Genomic DNA, 19,512 nt, shown 5'->3' with positions numbered 1-19,512 from the left:
GCCCCTGCCCCTCTTTCGATTCTTGAATGCTTCGCAACATCCAGAATCACGAAGGTCAGGGGCCTTTCACGTCAACGACACGCGACCGCCCTGACCAGGGACTGCCCGTTCAAGATCGAAGAGCCGCGATGGGGACCGAGCCCCGATGCTCGCGTAGAACTGTTGGACCGGCTGCTTCGCGAGAACCAAATTCGTGCGGCCAGGCAGCCGCGCAAGGACCGCGACGCTCGTATGAGCGCCGTAGATCCCGATGGAGGTACCCTCTTCGGCTGACCGCCGAGTCTTGACCGCTACCTGCGATTATCAGCCGAAAAGCGTATCTTCTTCATCTCCCGTCCTCAGCGTTCGTGATGCGCGCTCACCGACTCCCTCGGCTTTGTGTCGCCGATGGTTTTCCTCCAACAGTCGGTCGAGAATCTCGACTCGCGCGAGCGGGCCGAGTGTCCACCGCGTCACTTTTCTGTACTCATGAAAGCCATGTTCAAGCTCGAGGTCGTTCCATCCGTAAGCGGACAGAACTGCATAGTCGAGATCCACATGCGCCGCGCGCAGAATCGCGACATCAGCGTCGACTGGGTCCGTGAGCGATGGATCATTGATCAGGTTGTATAGCTTGGTCAGACCGAGATCGCGTCTGAGCATTATTTCCCGACGCAACTCGTCCAGCTTGCGGCCTACCCGCCCTGCCTCTGCGGAGAAGGCCGGGCGCGGGAACGTTTCAAATACATCGGATGGCGTGTATCGAGGGTCGTTGCGCATTCCCGATCCGTATGTGATCGCCCAGAGTTGGTGGAGACTTGATGACAAGACCGCCTGATCGCCGAAGCCAGAGGTCGCGAAGACCTCGGTAGCGTCACTGAAGACCTGTCCCGTGGGGACTCTAAGTGGCATTACAGTTTTGCTGACACGAGCGATGACTAGCACTTCAGGCAAATCTGCGATGGCACTCCTCAGCGCCGGGCGGCGTTCAGCGTACTGCCACCAGAGGTCTCGATAGACCTTGCGGTTATTTAGAGCCCGCTCAGTTTTCACGGTTTCCGAGACTCGGGAAAATGGCAATTCAAACCTATAAGCCTCTTCGACCGATTTGTTATTGAAGTCGATCACCCAGCGCGAAGCCGACGAGTCTGGGCGGGAGTTGAGATCCTCCCCGTTCAAGTATGGAAACAGGACCTGCTTGTTGGCCGGGTCTGAAAGTTTCCAGCGCTCTGCCTCTTCGAGAGTCACGATGAAACCCTTCGCCGCGAGCTTGCAACCTTCGAAGGCGATTCCCTTGTTCTCCTGCAGCTGCTGTGGAAGTCCTTCGACCCGCCCGGCTGCTTCAAGCAGCGTGGAGATGCGGTGAACTATCTCACCGTTGGCAATACGCGGGGCCTCGTCGCCGAGGCTTCCTAGTGTGCCCCACACTGCCGCAAACTCCAGGTTGGCACTTGCTGACGGCCATGACTGTGACTGAATTGCCCGCGTGATGGTGAAACCCTGTCCAATCATCGCGTCGAGGCCGACCTCGCGACTTTCGCCTTGGGCAACACTATTTGTGGCGATAAGCCCCAAGGTCCCCTCTGCCTGCAAGAGCGACGTGGCGCGCAAGAGGAAGTACGCGACAAGGTCCGCGTTTCCGCGTTGCCCTGCAATGCAATTCACGAGCCAGTCGCGGATCGTGCTCCCCATAGCTCCGGTCAACTTGCTTCCGCCGAGGAATGGCGGGTTTCCGATGATGGCATCGAATCCTCCGTTGTCGATGGTGACGTCAGGGGCCTCGACTACCCAGTGGAGTGGCCGCCAACGCTCGTAGTCAGTCACGACTGTTGGCGTGAGGCCGGAGTCGATCAACGACGTGAGGAACGCGTCGTCGGCGTTTCCCTTGTCGGGGTATGCCTCGCGGATTGCGATCCGAAGGTTGTCGTACGCCTCATTGAGAGCCTTGCCGGGCTTGCCGCCTAGGGGGAGCCCGGCCGCAACCACTCCGTCGGCGATCCGTCGAAGGTCGGACGTGACCTGCTGAAAGTCAGCGAGCTGGCGCCGCTTGGCTGCGCTAGTGCGTGCAGGGTTGTTGTCGTCGATCTCGTCGAGGAGAGTACGGCGGAGCTCCTTCGCCCGGCCGATGATTGTGTCGATGTCGACGTCGTAGGCGTAGTAGTCAGCCATTTCCGTTCTGACCTTCGGGTCGATGTGGAGGCGACGGAGTTGCTTAAGGTCTGTCACGCCAAGGAGCGAGTTACCGAGGAAGACCTTGTCGTCAACGAACGAGAATGGGAGGTCGCGGTCGAGGGACACTAGCCAGAGGGAGAGTTTGCACATCTCGACTGCCATCTCGTTGATATCTGCACCGTAGAGGCAGCTGGCGACGACCTGGCGGATGGCACGACTGTACAGGTTTTTGCGGGCGGCGTTACTCGGGTCTTCGGCGGTCCAAGCCTCAACCACTCGCTCTGAGAGGTACCTGGCGGCGGCCACGAGAAACGCGCCCGATCCGCAGGCTATGTCCGCGACCTTGAGATTCAGCAGCTCAGTGGAGGACTTGAGCTGCCACTCCTCCTCGTTGGCGGTCTGGTGTGGACCCGGCGAGTAGCAGAGTGGCTGGAGCGCATGGAGCACAACGTCCTCTGCAAGCGATTTCGGCGTGTAATGCGCGCCAGCGTTCTTGCGCGACGGAGTCTCCTCGACGATGAGCCCGCCATCGAGCACGACAAACGGTCGTTGGCGTAGGTCTAGGCGGATCAGGCCGAGCCAGGGCTTAACGCGTTCGCGCAGATCGACGTCGTCCCCGACTGCTTGGGTCAGCGCGCTGACGATGCTCGGATCGACATCGGCAGAGACCGATTTGGCGATGGCAGCGGCCGTGGCCGGTTTGGCTGAGGGTTGGTCGCTCTTAGCGAAGTCGCGAATTGCGGCCGCTAGCTTCTTCGGATCCGTGTGTTCGGTCGCAAGAGCTTCAAGCGTCGCGAGTGGGATCTCGGGTTCCTCTCCGCGTGTGCCCTTCAGCCCGATGGTGACTTCATGTGCGATTCCGGCGGTGTAGCCGAGAAGGCCTTCGTAGATGTAGCCGATCTGCTCGACGTCGATGTCGCGGAATGAGATGCGTCGTGCTTCGCCCTTGATGTCGGCGACCTGTACTGAGCGTAGGACGTGCAGCATGACGCGGTCGGGAACCGTGATCGCCAGGGTGCCCTGGTCGTTGGTGGCGGTGAGGAACGGGAACCGCGCGGGATCGAACAGGGAACCGCCGTAGGCCGGCATCCGTAGGTTCTCGAAGCTCGCCCCTTGGTAGAGCGCTTGACTTGTCGCGAGAAGTCGATGCCAGGTGAGCGAGGTCGCGTCGAGGGCTTCCTCGCTCTCCTCCGTCTCGCGGGCGATGAGGCGATCCAGCTCGCCAGCGACACCGTAGCCCTGCTCGAACAAGTCCCCAGAGGGCAATAGTCCGCGTTCCTCAGCAAAAAGGAGGAACACGGTACGCATCATCACCGTGACGGCGGCTTCGTAGGTGTCGTGGGTGCGTTTGGGTAGCGGGTCGGGTAGGCCCTGCCGGTGGGCGTCGGCGGCAGACTCGGAGAAGGACTGAATGAGGAGCTCGACTGCCCGTCGGACCTGGGCTCCCAGAGCTTCTGTGATCTCCTCGGCGGCGGCGACGGATTCTTCGAACAGGACATGAAGGCGCTCGGTCGGATCGCCTCCGATGAGATGCTGGCGCCCGATTAGCGCGAAAAAGGCATCGCGAGTGCGGGGCTCTTCGATCCAGGTCAGAGCATCTGCGACGCCGGAAGCCGCCATCGCGCCCTCGCGGGCACACACGAGGCCCCACCAGCGGCCGTCGGTGACGATGCCGATGGGAATTTTGCTATCCCGAAGCATGACTTCGAGGCGGTCGACGGGGTTGGCAGCCCACAAGTCGCCGGGCGTCTGGCGCAGCGAATCGACAGCGTCGATGACATGGACGATTGCGCCGATGCCCTCGGTTCCGCTGAGGGATGCTTGCGCGCGGATTGTCACCGATCGATTCGGAGACTGGGCCACAACGCCGGGAACCTCGCCCCATGAGAGGGACTCCGCCCATCCTGCGACATCGCGCAGGATCGTCTCGACCCACTTGTCGCGCGCGACACGGTAGGAGGCCAGGGCGGCCTCTGCTTCTGGTGTCCGATCGAGGGATTCCCACGCTTCCTCAAAGCTTCTGCGGGCGTCGACGAGCGCAGCCTTACGCTCCCCAGCTAGTACGGGCATCCCTTGAGGCCAGACGCGCTTCAGCGGCGGGATGGCGAGGAACGGCCCTTCGGCATCGACGAGTTCGAGCCAGGCGCGGTGCTGTTCGACGGCGTTGATCTTTTTGCTGCCGCGGGCCGCGGCGCTGTTCTTACGGCCAGCCATCACTTGCCGCCCTTCGACACATTCAAAGACTGGTGCGCAGCATCGTCGCGAGTGAGAGCAAATACCACAGCAGCTGCGGTGGTGTGGGGCTTCACGTCAACGTATCGGTCGGTGATAGCGGCGATCTCTCGTGCTTCTTCGTCGTCGAGTTCATCGAGACGTCGATTCATTGCGTCCATGTCGCGTCTCCATTGGCGCATCTGGTCAGGGTCAGTGAACAATTGGCCCTGCGTCTCGGCTTCTTCGGCTTTGAGTCGGGCGAGTGAGTCGCGCAAGTTGGTGCGGAATGCCGTGAAGATTTCCCTGGCTCGTTGGATGTCGGAGTCCTGTCGCTTGGCGAGTTGTTCGAGAACCATTTCGTGCCGACGGTCGGCGCGCGCTTTTATTGACTCCTCAAGGCGCATACGCAACGGCGCGTTGGGGGAATTCCACAAATCGCAGAGTTGATCGCGCAGACGGCTATCTGCGAGTGAGAGGCGCTCGCGGTCGAGGGCCTTGTCGAGGGCGGCCTCGGCCTTCTCCTCGGCCATCGCGCGGCGCCCCTTCAAACGGACGCCCGCCAGGAACACCTCTTCGTGGAGACGGACACCGCCACGGCCGACGAGCACCATGCGAGTGACCGCTGCGACGAAGGATTCTTCGAGGTCATCTACGACTACGGCGGTCACGCGGTTGAGTGGCGAGTCGACACTCCACAGGGACCGACGAAGGAGGCGCTGCGCTTTCTGGACAATGGGGTGGCCGAGGTGGACGTAAACGAGGTCGGCCCGTCCTTCGGCGGCAGTGGCATCGAAGGTGATGGGGCGCAGTTCACCCGGCTTGAGCCGGGTGTCGAGGCCGCGCAGGGTGTCGTGCCAGCCGGTCGTCAGTGGCGGCATGGTGAATACTTCGGCCCCGGTGTCTTGGGCGAACTCGTGGTTCTCGATCAACGGCGACTGGTGGTTTATCTGAAGCGCCGTCTCGACCACCCGGCGCAGGTTGGCGGGGTCTAGGTGCATTTCAGTTCGGGAGTCGTCATAGCCCTGCTCCAACTGGGTCAAGCGGGCGTTGAGTTCCATTCCGCCGGCGAGTGTCGAGTTGATGACCTCGTTCGTATCGATTCCCTTCGGCTTCACTTTGGCCGGCGTTCTCTTGCCGAAGTGGCCTTGAATCTCTTCGCCGACGACCTGGTTGGCGGATCCGAGGTCGTACTCGACTTGAGCGATCTTGCGGGCGACGCGTTCCATGAAGCTGAGATCGGCGGCGTAGGGCGAGGAACCAGCAACCGGTGCGAAGTGAAATACTTGCGGCTCTTCAGTCTGGCCGTAGCGGTCGATGCGACCGATGCGCTGTTCAAGTCGCGAGGGGTTGAACGGAATATCGAAGTTCACCAGCCGGTGGCAGTAGGTCTGGAGGTCGATGCCCTCGCCGGCCGCATCGGTGGCGAGTAGTACGCGCACTGGCTCATTGGTCGGGTCCGCCGTGAACTGTGAGCGGATGTACTCACGGTCGTCAGGTGAGGTGGAGCCTTGGATGACCGCGAGGCGGTCGTCGGTGTAGCCCTTCTGACTTAGTACCCGGGTCAACCAGTCGACAGTGTGGGCATATTCGGTGAACACCACGACGCGCTCGTTGGACCAGTTTTTTCCATCGGGCCGGCAGACTGCGTCTAGGAAGTCGATCAGACGGTCGAGCCGAGCGTCGGCCCGACTCTCGTAACCGAGTCCCCACTCCGTAAGTGTTTCGAGCTGGCCAGGTTCAGCGGCAACGAGCGGGTCGGAACTCTTGGATTCACGGAGCTTCTCTGCTTCGTCCTGTTCCCAAAGACCTTCCTCCTCGTCCGCCTGCCCCTCACCAAAAATGTCGTCGTAATCGTCTTCGCCGAGGCCACGGCCGGATTTGGCTGCAGCGTAGTTGCTGAGCGTCATGCCGAACGCAAAGGGGCTGGACAAGAAGCGCTTCTTCAGCAGCATCGTGACGATGTCCCCGCCGGACTTGGTGCCGTTTTGTTTTGCGCTCTTGGAAACGATGTTGTCGAGGAGGGTGAACATCTGTTGCTCGGAGTCTGAAGGCGTGAAGTCGAGAGTGTTGACTCTGCGCTTCTTGAATCCCTTGTCCGGCAGGTCGGTCTTCAGCCGTCGGACTGTGACGTCCCGCAATGCGCCGGGGTCGAGGTTCGCGCCTCGAGCGAAGCGGCGGGGGTCGATCATCTCCATCAGCGCGGTGAAGGACTCGGGGTGGCCATTGTGCGGAGTTGCGCTCAGGAATAGACGGTGCTCGCATTTCTCCGCGAGTTGGCGCACCGCGATGGTGCGTTGGGTGTCGATCGCATATCCGCGACCGCCAGCGATGGCGGACGGGTTCGAGGGTGCAACGTGGTGGGCCTCGTCGACCACGAGGATGTCGAACGCGTGCCGATTGCCAGTCTTTGGGTTGGCGGCCTGGGCGTAAATGTCGCGGAGCAGACGCTGGGCGCGAACCTGCGGAAGCCACGCCATGCTGACGATGACGCGGGGGAAGAGCTGGAATGGGTTGGCGTGCAGGCCATGGGTGCGGCGAACCTGGGCCATCAGCTCGGAATTGACGATGATGAATTCCAGCCCGAACTTCTCACGCATCTCGTCCTGCCACTTCAGCGCAAGGCTGGGAGGGCATACGATGACGGCTGTTCGAGCACGGTGACGCAGGAACAACTCCTGAATCACAAGGCCAGCCTCGATGGTCTTTCCGAGACCGACGTCATCGGCCAGCAACAGGTTGGCCCGAGGTGCGCCGAGTGCACGGCGGAGGGGTTCAAGCTGGTATGCCTCGACGTTTACTCCGGACCAGAACGGCGCTTGATAGCGGTTGGGGTCGGCGCTGGTAACTGCGCCCCAGCGCATTGCGTCGATAAAGCCCGCCAGCGTCGCAGGGTCGTCGAACGCGTCGCCATTGATGACGTCGGGAAGTCCCTGAGCAGGTGTGACCGTGTGGCCGACTTCGAGTTCCCAAACGACGGAGAGTTGCTCACCGAGTCGGTCTTCATCAAGAGACTGAAGATCAACGACGTGTGAGAGCTGAGCCATGGCGTCGTCGGCGGGGCTCCGCGGCAGCCCTTGGGGCTGCACATTGGCGACGGCCCAAGTCGAGCCTCTCACTTCGACTACCTGACCGGGCTCGGGGACTGTCGGCACAGCTAACCTACTGTTCTTTGGGCGCCCCACCAGAGGGAAGCGTGTCTGTATGCGAAGGCAGTAACCGGGCGTCGGCACACGGACCAACTAGCGAAGTCCGCGGGGTGAGCAGGCGCGATTGTGTGGGCGGAGAAGGGGACCTCACAACATCTGCGTCAGCTGCCAGTTCCGTAGTGACTGACTTGACTCTCTTGCTTTAGCCTATCGTGCACTACCCCTCCGACATTGATGCGATAACCGATCAGGACGCACGACGTGTGCCACAGCCCGAGGTGCATCTCGCGGCGGGTGTCAACAGAGTGGCGCGCTGCCTTCCGCAGTTCTCCTTGGGGCACTCCGGTGGTGGCAAGGTCGGCCGGACCATCGTGGACTCGTCGAGGCCTACTGTGATGGAGTGGGACAGATCCCAAGGAGGACGCGCCGCCGCGCAAGTGTGTAGCGGGCGCGGCAGCGCGTCGAGGGAACCGGTCAGGCCGTCTTGGTCAGACTGCTGAACGGCACGAACGCGACGACAATGCCGAGCCCCGCAGCGAGCCACATCGGTGCGCCGATTGCGGCGGTGAGCAGGAACGTGGGCAGACCGAGGATCGCGCCCCACAAAGCGGCACCGAGATATGCCACACGGGGAAACGCCCCACACAACGCGAGGATCGCTCCGACGGTGAGGACCGCCGGCCACAATCCTGCCGTGAGCCAGACGACGAGCCCGAGCATGGAGAGGCCGCCCGCGGGGGCGACGGCGAACTTCGCAGCCGCTGCGACCAGAGGCAACAGCACCAGGGCGACGATGAAGGCGATGGGTATGAACATCGGAGTTCCTTTCGTTGGAGGTGGACGAGCGGAACCAGTGGAACACCGGGGTGTTTTTGGTTGCGGCACGTGTAAACGCGCTGGTCAAGCGATGGCAGGGCATGCTGGAAACGGGTGAAACCAATCGACGGCCGCAGGCAACGGTGGAGGGGCGGGGGAGTTGGCGTGCACTCCAATGCGAAGAGCATGGGTTGCAGGCTGGCGGTAGCACGCCGATCTGAAGCGGTGCGGCAGTCTCAGCGCGGGGCTGGGTAAGAAGGCGACGGCGGTAACAGCGGCTGAGCGTTCTCCGGGCTGACTCGGGGATCCAGGGCTTGCGCCGATAGACTGACTGCCGTGACGGATTCCTCGGCTGACCACCCGCGCCCTGTCCTCGTCGTCGACTTCGGTGCCCAGTACGCGCAGCTCATTGCGCGACGGGTGCGCGAGGCACGCATCTACTCGGAAGTGATCGCGCACGATGCGCCGCTCTCCGAGTTCTTGGCGAAGGACCCGGCGGCGATCATTCTGTCCGGCGGACCGTCGTCGGTCTACGCCGACGACGCGCCGTCGATCGACTCGCAGCTCTTCGACCAGGGCATTCCGGTGTTCGGTATCTGCTACGGCTTCCAGAAGATGACCGCCGAGCTGGGCGGCACCGTGGCCAAGACCGGCGTCAGCGAGTTCGGCCGCACCATGATGGACGTGGCCGGCGACGGCGGCGTGCTCCACCACGGCCTCACCGACACCCAGCCGGTGTGGATGAGCCACAACGACGCCGTGCAGTCGGCGCCGGAGGGCTTCACCGTGACGGCCTCGACGCCGGGCGCCCCGGTCGCCGCGTTCGAGTGCCTCGACCGTCGGATGGCCGGCGTGCAGTACCACCCGGAGGTGATGCACTCGCCGCACGGGCAGGAAGTGCTGACCCGCTTCCTGTACGAGGTGGCCGGTCTGAAGCCGACGTGGACCGCGGCCAACATCGCCGAGTCGCTGATCGCCGACATCAAGGCACAGGTGGGCGACGACGGCCTGGCCATCTGCGGCCTGTCCGGCGGCGTGGACTCCGCTGTCGCCGCGGCGCTGGTGCAACGCGCCATCGGGGACCGCCTCACGTGCGTCTTCGTCGACCACGGCCTGCTGCGGGCGGGCGAGCGAGAGCAGGTGCAGACCGACTTCGTCGCCGCGACCGGTGCGCGCCTGGTGACCGTCGACGCCGAGGAGACCTTCCTGGGCCACCTGGCCGGGGTGTCCGACCCGGAGACCAAGCGCAAGATCATCGGCCGCGAGTTCATCCGCTCCTTCGAGGGCGCGGTGTCCGAGGTCCTCGGCGATAAGGCGTCGGCCGGCCAGAAGATCGACTTCCTGGTTCAGGGCACCCTGTACCCGGACGTCGTCGAATCCGGCGGCGGCAGCGGCACCGCGAACATCAAGAGCCACCACAACGTCGGCGGACTGCCCGAGGACCTCGAGTTCTCGCTGGTCGAGCCGCTGCGTCTGCTGTTCAAGGACGAAGTCCGCGCGGTGGGCCGCGAGCTGGGTCTGCCCGAGGAGATCGTCAACCGTCAGCCGTTCCCCGGCCCGGGCCTGGCGATCCGCATCGTCGGCGAAGTGACCGCCGACCGCCTGAGCCTGCTCCGCAAGGCCGACCTGATCGCCCGCGAAGAGCTGACCGCGGCCGGCCTCGACGGCCAGATCTGGCAGTGCCCGGTGGTCCTGTTGGCCGACGTCCGCAGCGTCGGCGTGCAGGGCGACGGCCGCACCTACGGTCACCCGATCGTGCTGCGCCCGGTGTCGTCGGAAGACGCGATGACCGCCGACTGGACGCGCGTGCCCTACGAGACGCTGGAGATCATCTCCACCCGCATCACCAACGAGGTGCCGGACGTGAACCGCGTGGTGCTCGACGTGACGAGCAAGCCGCCGGGCACCATCGAGTGGGAGTGAGCCGAGCGCCGCGAGGCGTTTGGCGTCGCGATCATGTGCGACGACCACCAGTGGCGCGCGAACGTCGGCCAGACGCCGCAGCACAAGTGGGCCGATGAGCAGACCAAGTGGGTCGAATGCATCGCCGAGTGCACGATCGAGCAGTGTCGCGAGATGCTGAATCCGTAGTCGTTCGCGTTGCATGATGGGAAGGGACCACCCAACGCAGCGTCTGTCCCCGGCATGACCTGCCGCACGGAGGAGCGACGCATTGATCGGTGAGCCTACGAAGCTGCTTGGCGGACACGAGATTTCGCGTTCGAGTCGGGCTCGTCGACGGGTGGCCGCTGCGGCCGTCGCCGCGATCGGGTTGCTGCCGTTGGTGCAGACAGTGGTCGCAGGTCCGGCGAGCGCTGATCGGTCCCGCCCCGCCGCGTGCGTTCCGTTCGGCACCGGGCAGGTGCCGCCGGGGATTCCGTCCACCGGTGATCGACGCGGCTTCGAGACCTTCCCGCGGTACACCGGCAATTCTGCGCCTGCACGGGTGGATCTGCGGACCGAACGAACCCAGTTCAACCGGTACTGGGAGTTCACGCTGCTGCCCGGCGGCAAGCTGCTGGCCCGCCCGCGGTACGGCAAACAGTGGCGGGTGGTGCCGTTGCCGTCGTGCCTGAAGGGTCAGCTCACCGCGATCTCGCTCGACGACGACGAGCTGGTGGCCATCGACAAGAATCGGTGGATCTACACTATGGATCCGGTGAATCAGTCGCCGCTGCTGTGGAATTGGACGTCGAGCTGGGGCGCAATGCTCTGGACCGGTTCGGGTCAGACGCTCCCGGCGGACGCCGTGCGGCCGAATGGCTGGGCGCTGTCGGTGACGTCGCCGTGGGACAACAAGGAGTACCTCGACATCGCCGGCCGCGTGCACCCGAGCGGCGGCGCCAAGATGACCATGGTTCCGTACCTGTACGGCGACGGCAGCCGCATCGGCTACGCCGACCCGTGGCTCCCGAACGACCGCAGCTACGAGATCGGCAGCCCACTTGGTGGTCGGCTTCAGATGGTGGCGCTGTCGGCATCGGCGTCGACCATCTTCGTGACGAACCGCTATGGCGACATGTTCACGCGCACTTTCGATTTCGACTCCTCCGGCTCGGACTCGGTGTTCTTCCGCTACAGCTGGGATTCGCAGAGGGGTAAGCCGTCGGCCGGCAGCCTGCCGCAGGAGCTGTTGGATCGCTCCACCGCGGCGGTCCAACTGCCCGCGCCGGAATGGGAGTCGCAGCCGAAGATCCCCGGCGAGATCACCTCGGCGCTCACCGTCGTCTCGCCCGGCCCCGGTGCGGAGAATCGTGAACTGCGAGTGGAAGGGCGTCGTGACGGCCGAACCGGGTACTGGCACAAGCGACTTCACGCGCAACAGTGGCAGTTCACCGAGACCGGAGGCGAACTGCAGGGCGAGTTGTTGGAGAACTCGTCGGTCGATCGTTCTGCCGAGACGCTTGCTGCGCCAGCGCCCTGGAATCTGACGGGTTCGTTGCCGTCGCGCACGGCCTTGGTCGACGGCCAGACGCTGATCGACATCGGTCTGCCCTACAGCATCGTCGACCCGCGCATGCTGGATCAGATCGGGCTGAAGGCCGACCCGTCCGGCTACAAGCTGTCTGTGAAGAACTTCGATCCTGCGGTCACCACCCGGGAAGCGACGGTGATCACCCCGGGTGGCACCAGGATTCCGGTCCTGCTGCACACCGCGGACGGCATGCGGATGTCACCGTCGCAACCGGGCCTCACCGCGAAACCGCGGCACCTGGTCGGTGCCGTCCAACTGCCCGACGCCGTGTGGGCCAAGCGAAAGAGCGACCCGGCGATCAAGCGGTTCGTGAACGGCTGGATGCGCGGCAAGCGGATCGCCGCGATCACGCTCAGTGCTACCAAGAACGATCTGGTGATCCGCTGATCGGAGCCTGATACTCGATCGGTCCAGCTCGCGACGGCCGTTCGTTGTCAGAGGGGCGATGCACAATCACGCTATGACCGAGATCGAGATCGTGCGCGGCGACATCACCGCGATCGCCACCGACGCCGTGGTGAACGCGGCGAACTCGCGCATGCGGGGCGGCGGGGGAGTCGACGGAGCGATCCACCGTGTCGGCGGACCGCTGGTGCTGGAGGACTGCATACGGCGATTCCCCGACGGGCTGCCCGCCGGCCAGGCGGGTTACACGGCGGCCGGGAACCTGCCGGTCGACTGGGTGATCCACGCCGTCGGACCGAATTTCGCTGCGGGGCAACGGAATCGAGTCCTGCTGGAGTCGTGCTATCGGAACAGCCTGGCGGTGGCCGACGAACTCGGCGTGGAGTCGGTTGCGTTCCCGCTGATCTCGGCCGGCGCCTACGGCTGGCCGATGGAGGACGCGATCGCCGTCGCCATCGACACGATCGCCGCGACCGATACCCGGGTCGAATCGGTGGCAGTGGTGACGCCGGATCAACGGCTGGCCAAGCGACTGCGCTACTACCTGGGCACGTCGGTGCCGATTCGACTCCTGGAAGGCATCGAGGATCTGCACCGTCGTGGGTACGAGAACGTGCGCGCGTTGCCGTCGATCAGCCCGTCGGGCTTTCACTGGCGGCTGCAGATCGAGGTCGGCATGACCCGCGACCAGCCGGACGTCCGATTCGAAGTGCCGACGTCGCCGACCATCGTCTACAGCAACAGCGACGTCGAGCAGTTCGCCCGCGGTGTGGTGACCGCCGCGACGCCGCTGCGCGCGGTCGGCGATTTGATCCTTGCCGAGCTCAAGCTGACCGAGAAGAGCTCCGACCCGCGATACGCGGCGTGGTTCCGGCAACTCGTGGAGCTCAGTCGCTCCGGCGACCAGCTCCCGTGGGCGTTCGACGACTACGGTTGGCGTCGGGGAGGATGGTTCGGAAACGACAGACTGCCTGCGCCGCCGCCGGTCGATGCGGGTTCGGCACGTTCGGAGTGAGTGGGGAATCAATGAAGGCTTTCTTCAAGGAGCATTGGCGCATCGCCCTCGCGGTGTTCTGCACGATCGGCGTGTTCGTGATGCCTTTCACCGATGGGAACACCGCCGCCGATCGGGTCGGTGGGACGATCTTCTACTTCGTGGCGGCTGTCGTGTTCTGGTTCCTGTACATCCGACACCGTCGTCGGCCGGCGGCACCGCAGGTCAATCCGGCGCCTGCTTTCGCACCGGCGACGGGCTACTATCCGCCGCCACCGCGGATGTCGGCGACGGACGGGTGGGGCCAGTGCTTGGCGATCTGCTACGAGAAGATCCGCGTGTTCGACGAGGTCAGCGCGGCGACTCGGGCGGAGTCGGTCCGTGGCTGGTTGGGCGAGGTCTCTCGAGACCTCCACGCGCAGTTGACGTTCGCGGAGGACCTCGCGTCGCTCGGCCGCACGTTGGAGCCGGGCTTCACCGGGGCCGGCAGTCCGCAGACTCAGGCCGCGCAGGAGTCGTGGTCCCGGCTGCAGGTGTTCCGCGACGGGCTCGACGACGCGATCACCAGCGCTGCGCAGATCCGCTTGAATGCGTCGCAGCCGGTCACCGACTTCGCACTGATCCAGAGCCAGTTGGAGATGTTGAAGTCGCAGATCCCGACGCTGGACGTGCTGCGGTAGGTCGCCGGCTCAGGAGCCATGCATTGAGCAGAATTGTCGTACCCCGGCCGTAATCTCACCCCATGAGTGACGACTATTTCGATTCCCGCCAGTACGCATACCTGGTGCTGTCCGATCGGCCATCGAAGCCGCTCGACGCGGCCGAGACCGCGTACCTCTTCGGCTGCGACGTCGACGAACTGCGGGACGCACAGACCGAGCACCTGGAACAGTCCGAGGAGTGGACGACGGCCGCGTTCGACGCGGCGATCGAAGGCGACAAGGACCAGGCGGACGCCTGTCAGCACGAGGCCCGCGCGTGGGCATCGAATGCGAACCTCCTGCGGGACGCCGTGGAGCTGTGTGAGGCGCGGGCGCTGGCTCCCGTTGACTGGTCGCTCGCCGAACACGCCCGCTGCTACAGCGAAGCGTCAGCGCAACGATGGCACCAGTTCCACGTGGTGTGCGAACGGCTCGGCTTGGTCGTCGAGGAATCGGGCCAGTGTCGGGAGGAGTGTGGCCCCGACCGTTGCTGGGGCGACGACTGCGAGTGCGACGGGTGCGTGTTCGGCTGGACTCAATGCTCGGTCTGTGGCCAGGCGAGGGCGGCACGGCCGATCCATGGCTTGAACCTGTCGCCGGTGGAGAACGACGTCGAGGTGGTGGCGGCGAAGCAGTGCGAGCAGGACCGGCTCGACGAGTTCTACCGGGAGTTCGACGCGGCGGTTGCCGCGTGGCGGAGCGCGGTCGGACTCGTCTGACCTCGGTGCTGCCATGCAGGCTTGATGGGTCGACAACGGAGGTACCGTGGTGGATCCACGGTCGATCAGAGGCGTGCGATCTACCACTGTCCCGGGGGTAACGAAGGCGACAGACGGTGGCGGTTAGATGTGTCGGAGGCCACGGCTAGAGTGGTTTCGGACCTGGCGGCGTGCCAGTCTGCTGTGGAAGACGAGGAGTGCTGTGGGGTTTTGGCACACAGGGTATGAAGAGTTCCACGACTTCGTCGGCCCCGAGGACACGGGCGAACGGCCTCCGCCGAAGCCCCCGGCCTTCATCTGTGGGCAGTGTGGCCTCGAGTTTGCGAGCGATCGGGAGCTTCGCACTCATGAGTTCGTAGGTCACGCGACAAGACGCCCATCCCTGGTCTTCAAGGGCCGAGACTGTGGACGGGCGAGGCTCCTGATCTCCGCCCCGAGTTCGCCCTCCGACTGGTGCATGTCCGACGTTACGGAGGTGAGAATCAATGGGCGGACGACTACGTCCGAAGGGGCGAAAGAATACCTTGCCGATGCACGAAGCGGAGTCCAGGCGCTTACCCTCGTCAACGGATCACTCCATAGAACGGTTGAGTTCGACTTCTCGCTGGCTGCCGACGAGGACCTCGCGGTGGTCGATCATGCGCTTGACCAGCTGATTTTCGGCGGTGAGCTGAGTTGGGCCTCGGTCGAGGAGTTCATCACGCGGGCCAGTCGGGGAGGGACCGCTAACCGCTACCGCGAGGGTCTCGCAATGTATCTGTACGCCGTCCTCGATCGCGAAGACGCTGAGCGAAATGGAAGCGGCCCGAGCGATCAGAGGAGCATTCTGAGGTTTGAGGAGAAATGCAACAGGGCAGTGCATGCTCTCGGTGACTTTGATCGGGCCCCGGCCGAAGCAATCTGCGGACTCGTCGCCCTGCACTACAATCAATTCGACCTCGCACTTCGGAAAACGAATAGCCCCAGAGTTTCCGACGTCGCCGCTCGGTTTTCCGCAATCCTTTCCGGTGAGAACGATTTCGATCGAAACAGTTTGGCGGACCGTGCGCACGGAACCCTTGATTCGGCCCTCAGTGATCGAACCACCGAAGAGCTGATGCGCTTCTATACCTTGCCTATTGACGGTTCTGATCTGTCATCAATTAGGGTGGGAGTATCGAGGTCAGATGATCTTCGTCCCTACGATCAACTCAAGGTCAGGCTTCTGGCGTGTGAGGCGCTCCTGGCCGGCGGGAACGTTCGCGAGGCGCAAAAGGTCGCCGAGTTGCTGCAGCATTCGAATCAGACTGACGCGTGGAATAAGGCGTTCCTCGCGCGTATTCAAGAGGTGGAACGGTGAACACGGGAGCAGAAAATACTGAGATCGCGGGCGATGGCGTCGATTCTGTCGCAGGCCTTCCTAAAGTAAAGGCCAAGAAGAAGGCCACAAAGGCTGCGCGGATCACGTCAATCGACGATCTGATCGTACAAGTCTATAAATCGAGTGGTACTGCCACGGTTGCGCCAGGTGACATCTTGGCGGTGCTGCCGGTCGACGACGAAGATCTCGAGCGACAGCGTGCCCTCGTCGTGGAGCACGCGCGCGAGGATTTGACCCTTGCTGCTCCGTGCAAGATCCTCACCTTCGTTGCGTCCCGTGGAGTGGACCTTAACCGGCCAACCGCGCAGCCAGGGGTAGCTCGGGTTCTTAATCGCCTTGTTGAACTGGCCATCGTTGGAATGTGTCAGAGTCGAATTTTTCGCGTTCACGAAGCTTCCTTGGTGGACCCGCTTAGCGCTTCCCAGCCGGCGCCGATATTGGTTCGCGAGGCAGTTCAGGAATGGTTTAAGGATGGCCGGGCGGAAATGCGTGACGGCGGCAAAGGGCTTGGCGATGGGCCCTTCACGGCTGCGAATAGGGCGCGCCTTGAGAAGAATGCTGTGTATGCGCTGGGGCTGTTGCGCGTCGTCCAGGGTGCGTGGAACCTCGACCGATTCATCGATGAGTTGAACCGTGCTGTATGGGTAACGGCGGTTCCGTCCGCGATCAGGGTTGAACGGCAGGCAAGCACGATCGTCGAATCTGGCAGGCTCGATTCACTCGGACTGGTCGCTGCGAACTACTCCTCCAGAATGGCGCAGTACGCCAGCGAAGTTGACCGACTTGAGAATGTGGTTAATGCCAGTTCATCCCGGGAAGCGGTTCTGGTCGGCCAGATTGAAGTGGGCAACGAAAGGGAACGATCCCTCGTTGAGGAGAGCGATGTTTTGCGGTCAGAGGTGCAGCGCCTCGAAGCTGCACTGGCGGCTGAGCGTGAAAGTAGAATAGTGAGTCAGAGCCATCTGATTGACGACTATGAGCTGCTGCGGACCAGGGTCATAGGGCGATTGACTGAAGAAGTTTCATTGTTGACTACTGGACTTGAAGCACTGCGCGACGGAGTTCCTTCAGTGACCGAAGAATACCTGGATCGCTCGTTGCGGGGCCTGGGTAGAGAGCTTGAGCAACTCAGAATTACGAAAGGCGGTGGTGCATTGTGACCGTAGTCGGATTCGACTTCGGAACGACCAACAGCCTGGTATCGGTCGTGGTAGGTGGGCGTGTTATCGATGTGACGAACGGAGAAGATGGGGGCCGGCCTTATCCATCGGTCGTCAAGTATGAGGGTGAACGAGTCGTCGTTGGCCGCGAGGCACAGGCGTCGCTGGACGCAGTTGGAATTGGGATTCATGGAGATGTCGTCAAGTCCCCCAAGTTTCTCTTAGGGCAGGAAGTTGTTTCTGTTGGAGGCGTTGATCGGAGTCCGGTCGACATTGTTTCTCACGTTGTCAAGCACGTCCGCGCTGAGTCGCTACGGAGTGCCCGCAAGGAAGATCTGGGCAATTTAGACCAGGCCGTGGTGACGATCCCTGTGACAATGGATGGGGAGCGTCGAGCGGCACTTCGGGAGGCATTCGCGAGTGCTGGGATTTCTATCACCCAATTTGTGCACGAGCCGCTGGCCGCGCTTTACGGATTCATTCGTAGTGCACCTGACTCCGCGGAGATGGCCCGGCGCTTGGCGAAGCGAAACGTGTTGGTCGTGGACTGGGGTGGCGGCACACTCGATCTGACATTGTGTCGGATTGATGAGTCGGAGATTCGTCAGCTGCGAAACGGTGGATCCGACAGTATTGGTGGCGATGAGTTCGACAAAGTGATTCGCGACGAGGTTGTTGCCAGATTCCGCGCACAGAGCGAGATTGCGTCGTCTGACGCGGCGATCCGTGAGGCGGAGCTGAGGCTCCTTCAGGATGCGGAAATGCACAAAGTCGAGTTGTCCGGTGAAATCGAAAAGGCTACCTTCTATAGGGGTGGATACTTCGAATCTGGCAGCGCTCTCCATTACTCGCTGTCCCGGCAAGAGCTCGATGAATTTACCCGGCCGCTTATTTCGGCTGGTATTCGCGAGATCGAATCTCTTCTGGACAGTCTTTCGATGGCGGTTGGGCAGGTCTCGATGTGTATTGTCGTCGGGGGTATGGCGGCTATGCCTGCCATTCGCGCGAGACTGCATGCAATGTTCGGACCTGACCGGGTTAGGGTGCCGGCGAATAGTGCAACCCTGATCTCGCAGGGCGCGGCATGGATTGCGAAGGACCAGCAGAGGTTGAGACTGGCCAAGCCGATCGAGCTCGAGCTGGCGAGGGGCTCCCGGATACCGTTGCTTGCCGCGGGTACAGAGATGCCGCTTGGTGGTAGCAGTAGTACCGAAGTGCTCCACTTGTACTGCGCCGACCCTACCGACGGCGTGGCAAAATTTCCGGTCGTTACCCCTACCGCACTCTCCCCGAAGCCGAGGGCCAGTGAACCGCGCACGGCTTTGGGTATGTTGGCGGTCGACGTGGACGTCACCGCTCCGCCGTTGCATGAGCGGCTTGCCCTCAAAGTCGAACTTGATGACGACCTGGTGCTATCTCTGGAGGCGTCGTCAAGCCGGACCGGCGATCGGGCCAGTGATTCGTACTTCGATCTGGAGTTCGGTCTCGAGCTACCGAGTACTGGCCTGGATGAGGCGCTCTCGGATCCGGAGCAACAGGACGTTCGGGCGGCGGAAGTTCCGACCGGTCTGGTGATTCGTGCGAACCTTACGGACGACAAGAAGGATCAGGCTGCTGTGCCGGGAGATGTGCTGTATGAGCACAATTCTGCGGCGTTCGCTCGCCATGCTCGCCCGGGAGTCACGGAAGATCAGCTCACCGAGCATCTCTACTACCAGCCTTGTGCAGTGTGCAAGCGGCCTTGGGGAGCTCCAGAATGTCGCTGCGGCTCGTGACTTCGTGACGAGAGATACCGCCTGTGCACTGGTCGAAGTCGAGCAATACCTCATAGATCTACGAGCCCATCAGGCTGCCCGGGACTTCCGGCTAGGGCCTGAGTAGGAGGAGTTCGCCGTCGTCGAGGGGGATCTCGACGACGGTGGCTTCCGCGAAGCCAGCGATAACGGCCGCAGTCGTTCGGAGGTCAGGGGCTAGTTTGGTCCGTGCGGGCAGCTCTCGCATGCTGCTGAGCGGTTGTCGCGTCTGGATCAGACGCGTCTGGAACAAGCGCTTTCGCCAGGGTGTGTCCCCCTGACCGCTCCGCGTCCAATACCTGCCGCCAGAGGTCGATGTTGCGCTTCTTTTTACGGAACTTTCCGGTGCGAAGATTATCCAAATTCTCATTGATATCGCGCACGATATTGCTGTCGCTGCATCCGACCGTTACTGAGCATGGCCTCTTCAGTCGAGTCAGTGCAGTTGCCAGGATAGTGCCCCTTGGGGTGGTGGACTTCGGATCGGGCGTAGAGTCACGCGTTCTGATCAACGAGTCGTTGTGAACGCTATGCGATTTGGGCTTGCGCGTCCAGGAGTGCGGCGGCCTTGTCCTTCT

Annotated in this window: 12 protein-coding genes; 9 read left to right on the top strand and 3 right to left on the bottom strand. The window is 62.9% G+C overall.

From position 1 onward, the window contains the following. Positions 1 to 303 precede the first annotated feature (303 nt). From ABD989_RS17055 to ABD989_RS17045, 3 genes are all read right to left on the bottom strand, one after another. A complete protein-coding gene (locus ABD989_RS17055) occupies positions 304 to 4,365 on the bottom strand; it encodes a DNA methyltransferase (RefSeq protein WP_345314407.1) in 4,062 nt (1,353 codons plus the stop codon). After that, entirely contained in the window at positions 4,365 to 7,517 is a 3,153-nt protein-coding gene (drmD, locus tag ABD989_RS17050; protein WP_345314406.1) for a DISARM system SNF2-like helicase DrmD, read from the bottom strand. Before drmD ends, ABD989_RS17055 begins: the two co-directional genes overlap by 1 nt. 468 nt (positions 7,518 to 7,985) lie before the next feature. After that, positions 7,986 to 8,327, bottom strand: coding sequence for a hypothetical protein (locus tag ABD989_RS17045; RefSeq protein ID WP_345314405.1), 342 nt, complete (start codon positions 8,325 to 8,327; stop codon positions 7,986 to 7,988). Between the two features lie 336 nt (positions 8,328 to 8,663). Between ABD989_RS17045 and guaA the strand changes: the two genes are divergently transcribed. From guaA to ABD989_RS17000, 9 genes are all read left to right on the top strand, one after another. Next, entirely contained in the window at positions 8,664 to 10,250 is a 1,587-nt protein-coding gene (guaA, locus tag ABD989_RS17040; protein WP_345314404.1) for a glutamine-hydrolyzing GMP synthase, read from the top strand. Positions 10,251 to 10,283: 33 nt separating this feature from the next. After that, positions 10,284 to 10,418, top strand: a complete 135-nt coding sequence (locus ABD989_RS17035; protein ID WP_345314403.1) for a hypothetical protein — start codon at positions 10,284 to 10,286, stop codon at positions 10,416 to 10,418. A 151-nt stretch (positions 10,419 to 10,569) separates the two neighbouring features. Further along, on the top strand, positions 10,570 to 12,189 hold the full coding sequence (locus ABD989_RS17030) for a hypothetical protein (RefSeq protein WP_425556559.1): 1,620 nt from the start codon (positions 10,570 to 10,572) through the stop codon (positions 12,187 to 12,189). Between the two features lie 73 nt (positions 12,190 to 12,262). After that, positions 12,263 to 13,222 (top strand): macro domain-containing protein, encoded by a 960-nt coding sequence (locus ABD989_RS17025; RefSeq protein WP_345314402.1) that lies wholly within the window; start codon positions 12,263 to 12,265, stop codon positions 13,220 to 13,222. Positions 13,223 to 13,233: 11 nt separating this feature from the next. Beyond that, positions 13,234 to 13,881 carry a hypothetical protein gene (locus tag ABD989_RS17020; RefSeq protein WP_345314401.1) on the top strand — a complete coding sequence of 216 codons (648 nt, stop codon included), beginning with the start codon at positions 13,234 to 13,236 and terminating at the stop codon, positions 13,879 to 13,881. Positions 13,882 to 13,985: 104 nt separating this feature from the next. Continuing rightward, positions 13,986 to 14,621 (top strand): hypothetical protein, encoded by a 636-nt coding sequence (locus tag ABD989_RS17015; protein WP_345314400.1) that lies wholly within the window; start codon positions 13,986 to 13,988, stop codon positions 14,619 to 14,621. Between the two features lie 457 nt (positions 14,622 to 15,078). After that, positions 15,079 to 15,960: a hypothetical protein gene (locus ABD989_RS17010; protein ID WP_345314399.1), complete on the top strand. Its 882-nt coding sequence runs from the start codon at positions 15,079 to 15,081 to the stop codon at positions 15,958 to 15,960. Then, complete coding sequence (locus ABD989_RS17005; RefSeq protein WP_345314398.1) at positions 15,957 to 17,141, top strand: coiled-coil domain-containing protein; 1,185 nt, start codon at positions 15,957 to 15,959, stop codon at positions 17,139 to 17,141. The genes ABD989_RS17010 and ABD989_RS17005 overlap by 4 nt, the downstream gene beginning before the upstream one ends. Continuing rightward, a complete protein-coding gene (locus ABD989_RS17000; protein WP_345314397.1) occupies positions 17,138 to 18,916 on the top strand; it encodes an Hsp70 family protein in 1,779 nt (592 codons plus the stop codon). The genes ABD989_RS17005 and ABD989_RS17000 overlap by 4 nt, the downstream gene beginning before the upstream one ends. Positions 18,917 to 19,512: the final 596 nt, after the last annotated feature.

The sequence above is a fragment of the Gordonia alkaliphila genome (assembly GCF_039542465.1).
In the GTDB taxonomy this organism is placed as follows: Bacteria; Actinomycetota; Actinomycetes; order Mycobacteriales; family Mycobacteriaceae; genus Gordonia; species Gordonia alkaliphila.
Note: the sequence above shows the minus strand (reverse complement) of the source record. Positions and strands in the feature narration are given on the sequence as shown.

Bases quoted from the DNA above. Each gene is read 5' to 3' on its own strand.
- ABD989_RS17055 (WP_345314407.1), bottom strand. From the start codon at position 4,365: ATGGCTGGCCGTAAGAACAGCGCCGCGGCCCGCGGCAGCAAAAAGATC.
- ABD989_RS17045 (WP_345314405.1), bottom strand. From the start codon at position 8,327: ATGTTCATACCCATCGCCTTCATCGTCGCCCTGGTGCTGTTGCCTCTG.
- ABD989_RS17035 (WP_345314403.1), top strand. From the start codon at position 10,284: ATGTGCGACGACCACCAGTGGCGCGCGAACGTCGGCCAGACGCCGCAG.
- ABD989_RS17025 (WP_345314402.1), top strand. From the start codon at position 12,263: ATGACCGAGATCGAGATCGTGCGCGGCGACATCACCGCGATCGCCACC.
- ABD989_RS17020 (WP_345314401.1), top strand. From the start codon at position 13,234: ATGAAGGCTTTCTTCAAGGAGCATTGGCGCATCGCCCTCGCGGTGTTC.
- ABD989_RS17010 (WP_345314399.1), top strand. From the start codon at position 15,079: ATGTCCGACGTTACGGAGGTGAGAATCAATGGGCGGACGACTACGTCC.